The organism is Algoriphagus resistens (assembly GCF_001442615.1).
Taxonomy (GTDB): Bacteria; Bacteroidota; Bacteroidia; order Cytophagales; family Cyclobacteriaceae; genus Algoriphagus; species Algoriphagus resistens.
The window spans coordinates 127,026-136,858 of the sequence record NZ_LMXN01000017.1; the positions used below are offsets into that span (position 1 = coordinate 127,026).

The window sequence follows — 9,833 nt, forward strand, 5'->3', positions numbered from 1 at the left end:
AGAAAATTTGTGATTGCTGCTTGGTGAGTAATCTTTAAATAAGTGCCAAAGGATTGATCATCACATAACTGTTTCGGGTCTGAGTGCATTTCAGTCCAAAATTGCCAACGGACTGCGCTCATTTTAGAATCCTTCGAGCTATAGATGTATGTTCATGATTTTTCGTTGAAAGCGAATACTTTTCGCAGATTGAAGTAATATCTTTCCCAAAAAAATCAATAAATTACCTCAGAAGTAAATAAAATTTTTAATTAAGTTTTTTATCCCAAAATTGAGATGAAACCTTAAATTGCATTCCTGTTTTAAATGTTGAATACCATAAACGCTTTAAATAATCTCTGATGACCAAATGTAATTCTGTTTTACTGTTTACGTATTTTGCTTTGGCATTGCTTTCTGCCTCATGTAGTTCACAAAAAAACAACTCGAGCGACGGGTTTGTCGAACTATTCAACGGCAAGAACCTTGATGGATGGGTAGGCAATAAGACTTCCTATCGAGCAGAAGATGGGATGATCATCATAGATCCAAAAGGTTCTGGCGGAGGAAATTTATACACAGAAAAAGAGTATGGAGATTTTGTTTTTCAATTCGAATTTCAATTGACACCAGGCGCCAACAATGGTCTGGGCATTCATGCACCGCTTACAGGAGATGCGGCTTACGTTGGTAAGGAACTTCAGATATTGGACAACACAGCAGATAAATTTGCCAACCTTGAGGTGTATCAATACCATGGTTCTGTATATGGCGTGATACCGGCGAAGCGAGGATTTTTGAAGCCTGTAGGGGAGTGGAATTCTCAAGAAGTAACCGTGAATCATCCCCATATCAAAATCATTCTGAATGGAGAGACCATCTTAGATGGAGACTATTTAGAAGCAAGCAAAAACGGTACATTAGATCACAAAGAGCACCCTGGGTTAGCGCGTAGTTCAGGCCATATTGGTTTTTTGGGACATGGGGATGTGGTCCGATTTAAGAATATCAGAATTAAAGAATTAAAATAACCTTGTAATAAATTCACTGAAACATGAGTAAGAACATTGAAAGTATTGACCGTAGAGACTTTGTCAAAAAGAGTGGTTTAGGATTATTGGGCGCTGCCTTGGCTCCTTCACTTTTAGCTAGATTAAATGCAGGCGAACGTTTAAGGACGGCACATATTGGTCTTGGAATGATGGGCATGGCTGATTTGGATGCCATTTCTTCTCATGGACAAGTGGACGTAGTAGCACTTTGTGATGTGGATACGGAGATGATGGCCAAAGCAAAAACACTTCATCCCAATGCAAAGACTTATACTGACTATCGCATACTGCTGAAGGAAATGTCCAATGAGATAGATGCGGTGATCGTCTCTACTCCTGATCATACCCATGCACCGGCCTCAATGATGGCAATGGAATTAAATAAACCAGTTTATTGCCAAAAACCCCTTACTCACCATGTGAGTGAAGCCAGGGCCATGAATAAGTTGGCTACCGAGAAGAATTTGGTAACGCAGATGGGGATTCAGGTTCACTCTTTTTACGATTACAAGTTAGCTACTTTATTGATACAGTCGGGCATCATCGGAAAGGTGCATACCGTTCGGGCTTGGTCACCAAAAGACTGGGGTTACGATGGGCCTGAACCTGAGGGTTCTGATCCTGTTCCTGCCAATCTAGATTGGAATCTCTGGCAGGGAACTGCCCCGGAGCGTCCATACAAGGAAGGTTTTTATCATCCGGGTAATTGGAGGAAAATAATGGATTATGGCTGCGGTACACTTGGTGACATGGGGGTGCATATTTTTGACACGCCATATAATGCACTAGAACTCGATGTTCCAAGAACCATTATCAATGAATGCCGGGAACCTACAGGATTTGGATTTCCTGCGAACAATGTAGTTACGTACGAATTCCCCGGCACAAAGCACACCGCAGAAACATTGAAATGGGTGTGGTATGATGGAATCGGAGCACCTGAAGCACACGAGGATTTGATATTGCCAAATGGAGATGAGCTTCCTGATCAAGGTGCTATGTTTATGGGAGAAAATGGGAGGCTGTTACTGCCGCACTTCCAGCAGTTGCCCAGAAAGATTGTGGATGGTAAGTATGTGGAAATGGATATAGAATCATTCAATCTGGGCAAACCTGTGAAAGATTACGATTCGGAAAGCAAGAAGCATTACCACCAGTTTGTAGATGCCTGTCTGGGGAAAGGGGAAACAACCGCGCCGTTCTCCTACGCATCACGATTGACGGAGACCATTCTACTGGGTGTGATTGCCGGTAGATTCCCTAACGAGACACTGCACTGGAATAGTAAAAAGGCGAAGTTTGCTGAGAAGAAAGCAAATAAGTTTTTGAAAGGGAAGTATCGTAAGTTTTAATTATAGTGACTGGTCTCAAGACTTCAAGAATACTGAGTCTAGATTCATGAAACAGGAATATGGATTTGATTATTGATTCATGAGAATTGGCTATTGTTTTTGTTCGCTGGCGGACAAAAATGTTCGAGATAGTAGATGTGTTAAAAGTATAAAAATGCCTCTGGAGTTTATTCAGGGGTATTTTTTTATGGCATAAAAGTGGAAAAGAGTAGTAGGAACACAGATTGGAGGTTTTGGGTTTCTAAATTGGACTTCAATGTATAACTGTCGTATAATCTTTAAATCTTTACTACTTCAATATTTCAATTTTACAATCTTCCAACACATTAATGATACAATTAAAAGACGTAGATAAGTACATTGAATCACGATTTCAACGCGTATTTATTCTTAAAGGAATAGATCTCACGATAGACGAAGGGGAGTTTATTACACTCATGGGGCCAAGTGGTGCAGGGAAATCCACGCTACTGAACATCCTCGGTTTATTGGACGAAGATTATGATGGGGCTTATTTTTTCGGAGATAGGAATATTAAAAAAATGAAGGAACGCGAACGGGCAGCCTTGCACAAGAGCGAATTTGGGTACATTTTTCAAGCTTACCATCTGATAGATGAGCTGACGGTGTATGAAAATATTGAGACACCGCTTTTGTATAGAAATGTATCTTCCAATGAACGAAAGAGTATCATCGCAAACCTTCTGGACAGATTCAATATGGTAGCCAAAAAGGATCTTTTTCCTGCCCAGCTGTCAGGTGGACAGCAACAATTAGTCGGTATAGCAAGGGCGGTGGCAGGAAAGCCGCGGGTACTTCTTGCAGACGAACCAACAGGTAATCTTCATTCCGGTCAGGCAAAGGAAATCATGGAGGTCTTTCAAGAATTGCACCGAGAGGGGACAACCATTATCCAAGCAACCCATGCAAGGGAAAATGCGGATTATGGTACGCGGTTAATCGATATGCTGGATGGTAAAATTGAAAAAGATGAAGCGATTGTCCATGCATAGAAAGAGTTTAATCCTCCTTTTAGCAGTACTGTTTGCAGGTACTGTTCGGGCTCAGGATACATTGAAAATTAACTTTCGGGAAGCGGTGGATCTGGCTTTGGCTGCAAACGTAGATTACCAAATGCTTTCGAACAACATGGAAGTGCTAAAGCTTCAAAAGCAGTCGGCACTTCTGTCTCACTTTCCAAATGCGAATATCAACAGTTCGTTTTCCCAACAAAAAGGGCAGCAAACGCAGCAAATTGAAGGAGAAATAGTGGTGACTAGTGTGACAAATGAAGTTGTTAATGCCGGACTGAGCTTGAATATGCCGATTTTCAATTCCGGCAGAAGAATCTTGGATACCCAATCTGCAAAACTTGCTTATGAAGCTGGAGAAAAAGGACTGGACAGAGCATCACAGCAGGTTGTGTTTGATGTGGCAAGAAGATATCTTCAAGTGCTTTTGGATAAGGAGCTGATAAGGATATCCACTGAGAATCTGGAAAACCAAAAAGAGACATTGAGACAAATTGAAGGTTTTGTAGATGCTGGACTCCGCACACTTTCAGACAAGTACAATCAGCAATCGGAAGTTGCAAGATTGGAATCTGTGTTGGTAGATGCTGAGCTCCAATATCAGAATGATGTGTGGGATTTATCGGAATATTTGCAGCTTGAGCCGGGAGTGGTACCTGTGTTGGAATCCGTTGATCCGAGGACTGAAGAATTGAGATTTGAGGGAATGAGTATGCAGGATTTGTACGATATAGCGGAGGCAAACCGTGCTGATGGTGTGCAGCAGGATCTTTTGGTTGATTCCTATAAGAAAGACATGCAGGCTATCAAAGCGATGTATTACCCGAGGCTTGGCGCTTTTTATAACTACAATACCTTCTTTACATCTTTGGATGATAGGACTGTTCAGGATCAACTCTTTAAAGTATATCCACAGAATTCACTTGGACTTAGTCTCACTATTCCCATTTTTAATAATTTTCAGAATAAACTCAGTGTAAGTATGAGCCGTGTTGCTTACAAAAATCAGATTCTGCAGAAGGAATCAATTGACAGGAAAATCTATCAGGATGTAAAACTGGCTTACCTCAACTACATGGCGGCAGTAAGAAAGCAATCAAATACCGGTGTTCAGGTAATGGCAGCGGAAGAAGCAAAAAATGCGATTTCTGAGCGTTTTCGGTTGGGTATTTCCAATTTTGTGGACCTAGCTACTGCTAATCAGCAACTGGTAAGCGCCCAAGCTGATCAGGCGCAGGCGATCTATACACTGTTTTTTCAGGATGTATTGATGCAGCACGCCCTGGGTACGCTGGAGGTTTTAGAGTAGTGTTTGGGTTGTTTTTAATCCTATAACCATATGGGTACATAGTTTTTAGGGTTTTTCAAAGAGTTCTGAAAATCAGGATGCTAAAAAGTTCTGCGCTCTGGGAAAAGTTTTAAATTGGTAAGAAACTAAAAAAGCAGGCTCTAGAGCCTGCTTTCCGGTTGTGGTGGTTAAAGTAATTGGTGGTTTTTATGTTTTAAAGCATTGCGAAGAACATGTCCAGATCAGGTATCAATACGATTCTTGTTCTTCTGTTAATCGCCATATTTTCAGGAGTGTCATTGTCCACCAGTGGCATATAGCTAGCTCTACCGGCAGCGATCATTTTCTCAGGAGCTACATTATATTCCTCCTGAAGTTTTCTTACAATACTTGTCGCTCTTTTCACCGAAAGATCCCAGTTGTCCTGTACTACACCAGTGGAGATTGTTCTTGGATCTGTATGTCCCTCGATCATAACCTGTAAGCTTGGTTCTGCATTGATCACTTCTGCAAGTTTTGCCAAAAGAGGATCTGCTTTAGAATTGATTCTATAGCTACCTGTATTGAAAAGAAGTTTGTCAGACACAGAAATCATTACTACTGTCTGGTCAATACTGATATTTACATCATCTTCTTCACCGTCAACAGTCGTTTCAGTAATGTTTTTCTTCAAATTATACTCCACAGCTAAATTGACAGAATCTTCCAAAGTTTGTGCTTGAGCCAATTTGTCTGGATCTACACTGGCTAAAGTCTGCTTCATTTTTTCTTTGGAATTTTTAGACATTACAGTCGCACCTTCAAGGCTTAGCATACCATCATTTTGCAAAGTCAATGCATCGTTAGTATCACGGAGAGAATTAATTCTTGCATTGTATTCCGCTACTCTATTCTCGATGATTTGCATTTGCTCCTCCAACTCCGCTTTTTCTTTCTCAGTAGTGGCCAGTTCTGTTTGGGTTTTAAAAAGATTGCCTTCTAGTTCTGTGTATTTTTTCTTTGAAACACATGACACCATCACAGTGGCGCTTAACAGTCCGGTAACAATAAGTGATTTTTTCATAATTGATTTCTTTGTATATGTGTCACCTATTTCAAAGCGATTGCCACAACTGAAAACAGATTGATCTTTCGGCTAAAAGTATCCAAAAGGAGTAAATGGAGAGAACTGGACTATGTTTTACGAAAAAAAGCAGTCCCAATTAGATTTTGGGGCTGCTTCAAAAAACTGTGGAATACCTACACAAGTTGTTTATTCAGATACGCATCAATCGGTCTTTATTCCAATTGTCTATTGAGGACTTTGAATTCATTCATCACTCTATAGGCAGCCCTGGTTATGTCTGATTGGAAGTTTGGGTCGTCATAATTGAAATTCGCAGCAGTATACCCCTGCCATATTGTATTCCCTCTTTTGCTATCAATTACATAGATCACCAGCATTCCCTGGTTTTCACTATATCTTACCTGATTATAAGTTTCATCTTTTTCCTGTTCTTTGTCCAGTTCACCCTCATCTGTCTCAGGCACGGTTCCCACCCGCTTTAGCCAATAGTCAAATTCTGGCTGGACGTAACCGCGGTATCTGATCGAGTCCATGAAGATTTTATAACTGACCAATAAATCCGGTTTGGTTTCCTGTTCTCTGAAGCCTTGCGAACCCAGCCTTGCTCCAATAGTAGCGCTTAAAACAGGTGAAATCATACTGGTGTCTCTTTCCGTGGGAACTACAAAAGCAAAGGTTTTGTATCTTTTGAATGAAGCTTGATAATTATAGTCGTAATCGGTTATATAGTCTTTGGAAGAAAAGCATCCAACGCAACTAAAAATAACCAGAAATAATGGGATGTATTTACTTTTCATAGTATTTCGGATTGAGTGGTTGATTGTGTTTTATAGATACGTATGAATGGTAACAGACGGATTAACTAAAATTAACATACAAATATTTGAACTAATACCTTGAAGTTCAAATCAGTAGCCCTTTAATTTACTATAAAATGAACATAATAAGTAGAATGATATCACATTACTTTTTTATCTAATAGAAAATAAGTATGAAATTGATCAAAATGTAGGCTGATGGATAAATTTGATGGGTTAGTGGCTGAAGCACAAGTATGTACAATTTGCAAAGCAGCTTTGCCTCTCGGTCCACTTCCGGTTTTTTCTATTCACCCTGAAAGTAAAGTTCTGGTCATTGGCCAGGCTCCGGGGACTAAGGTGCATGCCACTGGAATTCCCTGGAACGATGCCAGTGGAAATGAACTTAGGCGATGGCTTGGTGTGGATAGAGCGCAGTTTTATAACCCGAAGATTTTTGGAATTATGCCTATGGGATTTTGCTATCCGGGAAGAGGGAAGGGTGGAGATATGCCACCTCGGCCAGAATGTGCACCTACTTGGCATGAGCGGATGCGTGCGGCGATGCCGGAAGTACAACTGACTTTGCTTATAGGGCAATATTCCCAGAACTATTACCTGAAAAATAGCCGGAAGAAAACCCTCACAGAGACGGTAAGGAATTATGAAATATACCTACCGGAATTTATGCCGCTTGTCCATCCCTCACCCCGCAATCTTATGTGGAGGAGGAGAAACCCTTGGTTTGAAGAGCAGGTAGTACCTATGTTGAGAACGATTGTTGCGCCATTTTTGCGCTAAGGATAGGATGGTAGATAGCTGGAAAATCGAAGTCCTTTTGCTACCTGTTTTAATCAAATTGCCAATGGGTTTTGGCTAATTAGCGGCAATTAGCTAATATATCTTTACTTCATAATTGAGTATGGAGACTTTCTATATTTCGTCTGATCAGCAGTTGATCTGTTTCGGTGCGAGCTAACCCGAGGGCAGTTTGATAGTGCGCAAGAGCCACTTTAGCATCTACAGCAGCATAGAGTTTGCCCAAAAGTGAAAAATAGAACTGATTATCCCTGAGATTTAGTTTTTCAGCTTCTTCGATAGCATGATTTGCTCCGGATACTTTGGAAAGTGCGTAGACTCTATTGAGGGCGGCTATCGGGGAATATTCCAACTGAAGCAAATGATCATAGCTTTGCAGGATTTGTTCCCATTTAGCTGGGGTATCTTCCTTTTGGGTATGCCAGGCTGCTATTCCCGCTTCCAAATGATATTTTGAAAGATGGTTCCCTGTCGCAGCATTGTTGAGAAAGTAATTTCCCCGTTCGATAAGCTCTTGGTTCCAAAGATTTTCATCTTGTTCATGGTATAGTACACTTTCTCCCAGCTTGTCGGTTCGGGCATCAAAGCGGGAAGAGTGAAAACACATGAGTGCCATCAATGCATTTACCTTTGGAGAATTTGTGGCTGCATTTTGGATAAGCATGTAATTCAGTCGCATTGCTTCCATACAAAAGTCCTTTCTGAGGTTGGTTTGCTGTGAAGTGGAATAATAACCTTCCGAGAACAAAAGATATAGTGTAGTCAGGACAGTTTCCAATCTTTCAGCGATTTCTGATATACTCGGTTGGGAAATCGGGAGATCAGCTTCTTTCAGGGTTTCTTTAGCTCTTTTTATCCGCTTATATATGACCTCTTTATTGGTAACAAAAGCATCTGCGATTTCCTGTGCGCCAAAGCCACAAAGTAAATTTAGGGCTAATGCGATCTGGGATTCAGACGAAATGATGGGGTTGCATACTGCGAAAATCATTGCTAGCTGACTATCGGAGATATTTTGATAGGACAGATCCAACTCAAGTTCCTCGCTCAGTGAAGAATCTATTTTGATTTGTGGGACGAGCTTTGCTTCAAATAATTGATTCCGCTTCAGCTGGTTTTTTGTCTTGTTTTTGGCTACGGTATAAAGCCAAGCGGTTGGATTGTCCGGCAAACCATGATGGCTCCAGTTTTCTGTAGCAGATAGAAAAGTGTCACTGACGATATCTTCCGCCACTTCCACATGGGCTATACCAAAGAGATTGATTAAGACTGAAACGATCTTCTGGTATTCTTTGCGGAATAGGTGAGGGAGTAATTCTTCTTTTTCCGACATGCTTTGGGGCTACACAATAAAGTTTTCTATAAAATTAGAAGGGAAAAGCGATTTTTCTCGATCACTTTTCCCTCTTCTGTCAATGATCTGCTGGCATTTCTGCTTTTCTGATCTCTACATTTCCACCGAGTTCCAAGATAGGACATCCATTGGCTATCTCTGCAGCTTCATCATAGCTGGAGGCTTTGATGAATATCATGCCTCCAATAGCTTCCTTGATCTCAACGTACGGGCCATTAAGAATCTGATTCTTTGATTTCACTACTTTTCCTTCTCTGTCCCACCGCTGAATCGGACGGGAAAGTTTGTCTTGTGCGGATAATTCTGCAAACCAATCCTGCCATTGTTTCAAATGGTTTTGCAAACCTTCAGCAGACGGCTGGCTTTCCTTGGAGTTGAAATCTCTTCTGAATATCAATAAGAACTCTTCCATAGTATTTTTTTTAAAGTTACTGAATCAACCGAATTGGCCTACTGTATAAGAGCCTGCTTTTACGGGAAAAGCTGATTGCAACCGGTTCCAGGTGTTGATGGAAGTAGCAATCAATGTGAGATCGATCAATTCCTCTTCGGTGAAATGTCCACTTACCTTCGCATAGACTTCATCGCTGACTTTGGAAGCGGTGATTGCTTCTGCCCAGGCCAAGGCGGCTCTTTCGCGATCGGTATAGTAAGGAGTTTCTCTCCATGCACTTAATCCATACAGTCGCTGCTCTGTTTCCCCTGCTGCCCGGGCATCTTTAGAATGCATATCCAAGCAAAAGGCACATCCGTTAATTTGAGATACTCTGAAGACAAGCAGTTCTTGCAAGGATTTTTCAATACTTGATTTTTTCAGATAGGCTCCCATTGCATAGATTGGTTTTAGGCCATCTATTGCTTTTTCAAATAAATTAATTCGCTTTTCCATGATGTTAGAATTTTGATTGTTATACCTCTATGACAATCATATTTCCGAATCTGGACAAAAGTGAGATTTTTTATAGTTTTTTCTGAAAGCTTTAGAGCAGTTCCCATAGGCAGCTTATTAAGTTACTGAGGAAACTGAAGTAGCACTGGGTTTTATCAGTGAATTACCCACCCCCGGAACAGAGCCGATGGGTTGGGCTTCGGGGG

At 41.0% G+C, this 9,833-nt stretch carries 10 protein-coding genes; 5 read left to right on the forward strand and 5 right to left on the reverse strand.

The window, feature by feature from the left end:
- Positions 1-341: 341 nt before the first annotated feature.
- From AS141_RS23090 to AS141_RS23105, 4 genes are all read left to right on the forward strand, one after another.
- The gene (locus tag AS141_RS23090) at positions 342-1,010 is read left to right on the forward strand and encodes a 3-keto-disaccharide hydrolase (RefSeq protein ID WP_082632395.1); all 669 of its coding nucleotides are present in this window, start codon (positions 342-344) and stop codon (positions 1,008-1,010) included.
- Positions 1,011-1,033: 23 nt separating this feature from the next.
- Positions 1,034-2,383, forward strand: a complete 1,350-nt coding sequence (locus tag AS141_RS23095; RefSeq protein WP_057940077.1) for a Gfo/Idh/MocA family protein — start codon at positions 1,034-1,036, stop codon at positions 2,381-2,383.
- A 329-nt stretch (positions 2,384-2,712) separates the two neighbouring features.
- A complete protein-coding gene (locus AS141_RS23100; RefSeq protein ID WP_057940078.1) occupies positions 2,713-3,396 on the forward strand; it encodes an ABC transporter ATP-binding protein in 684 nt (227 codons plus the stop codon).
- Positions 3,374-4,723 carry a TolC family protein gene (locus AS141_RS23105; RefSeq protein ID WP_057940091.1) on the forward strand — a complete coding sequence of 450 codons (1,350 nt, stop codon included), beginning with the start codon at positions 3,374-3,376 and terminating at the stop codon, positions 4,721-4,723. Before AS141_RS23100 ends, AS141_RS23105 begins: the two co-directional genes overlap by 23 nt.
- 193 nt (positions 4,724-4,916) lie before the next feature.
- On the opposite strand, the gene AS141_RS23110 is transcribed toward AS141_RS23105, so the two are convergent.
- Positions 4,917-5,765 carry an OmpA/MotB family protein gene (locus AS141_RS23110; RefSeq protein ID WP_057940079.1) on the reverse strand — a complete coding sequence of 283 codons (849 nt, stop codon included), beginning with the start codon at positions 5,763-5,765 and terminating at the stop codon, positions 4,917-4,919.
- Positions 5,766-5,980: 215 nt separating this feature from the next.
- Complete coding sequence (locus AS141_RS23115) at positions 5,981-6,565, reverse strand: DUF4136 domain-containing protein (protein ID WP_057940080.1); 585 nt, start codon at positions 6,563-6,565, stop codon at positions 5,981-5,983.
- Between the two features lie 219 nt (positions 6,566-6,784).
- Between AS141_RS23115 and AS141_RS23120 the strand changes: the two genes are divergently transcribed.
- Positions 6,785-7,366 carry a uracil-DNA glycosylase family protein gene (locus AS141_RS23120; protein WP_057940081.1) on the forward strand — a complete coding sequence of 194 codons (582 nt, stop codon included), beginning with the start codon at positions 6,785-6,787 and terminating at the stop codon, positions 7,364-7,366.
- A 109-nt stretch (positions 7,367-7,475) separates the two neighbouring features.
- On the opposite strand, the gene AS141_RS23125 is transcribed toward AS141_RS23120, so the two are convergent.
- The 3 genes from AS141_RS23125 to AS141_RS23135 form a co-directional block, all read right to left on the reverse strand.
- Positions 7,476-8,717: an RNA polymerase sigma factor gene (locus AS141_RS23125; protein WP_057940082.1), complete on the reverse strand. Its 1,242-nt coding sequence runs from the start codon at positions 8,715-8,717 to the stop codon at positions 7,476-7,478.
- 79 nt (positions 8,718-8,796) lie between these two features.
- Complete coding sequence (locus AS141_RS23130; protein WP_057940083.1) at positions 8,797-9,150, reverse strand: YciI family protein; 354 nt, start codon at positions 9,148-9,150, stop codon at positions 8,797-8,799.
- Positions 9,151-9,174: 24 nt separating this feature from the next.
- On the reverse strand, positions 9,175-9,627 hold the full coding sequence (locus tag AS141_RS23135) for a carboxymuconolactone decarboxylase family protein (RefSeq protein WP_057940084.1): 453 nt from the start codon (positions 9,625-9,627) through the stop codon (positions 9,175-9,177).
- Between the last annotated feature and the right edge of the window lie 206 nt (positions 9,628-9,833).

Excerpts from the sequence above, each read along its gene's own strand:
- AS141_RS23090 (WP_082632395.1), top strand. The coding sequence starts at position 342 with ATGACCAAATGTAATTCTGTTTTACTGTTTACGTATTTTGCTTTGGCA.
- AS141_RS23095 (WP_057940077.1), top strand. The coding sequence starts at position 1,034 with ATGAGTAAGAACATTGAAAGTATTGACCGTAGAGACTTTGTCAAAAAG.
- AS141_RS23100 (WP_057940078.1), top strand. The coding sequence starts at position 2,713 with ATGATACAATTAAAAGACGTAGATAAGTACATTGAATCACGATTTCAA.
- AS141_RS23105 (WP_057940091.1), top strand. The coding sequence starts at position 3,374 with ATGAAGCGATTGTCCATGCATAGAAAGAGTTTAATCCTCCTTTTAGCA.
- AS141_RS23110 (WP_057940079.1), bottom strand. The coding sequence starts at position 5,765 with ATGAAAAAATCACTTATTGTTACCGGACTGTTAAGCGCCACTGTGATG.
- AS141_RS23115 (WP_057940080.1), bottom strand. The coding sequence starts at position 6,565 with ATGAAAAGTAAATACATCCCATTATTTCTGGTTATTTTTAGTTGCGTT.
- AS141_RS23120 (WP_057940081.1), top strand. The coding sequence starts at position 6,785 with ATGGATAAATTTGATGGGTTAGTGGCTGAAGCACAAGTATGTACAATT.
- AS141_RS23125 (WP_057940082.1), bottom strand. The coding sequence starts at position 8,717 with ATGTCGGAAAAAGAAGAATTACTCCCTCACCTATTCCGCAAAGAATAC.
- AS141_RS23130 (WP_057940083.1), bottom strand. The coding sequence starts at position 9,150 with ATGGAAGAGTTCTTATTGATATTCAGAAGAGATTTCAACTCCAAGGAA.
- AS141_RS23135 (WP_057940084.1), bottom strand. The coding sequence starts at position 9,627 with ATGGAAAAGCGAATTAATTTATTTGAAAAAGCAATAGATGGCCTAAAA.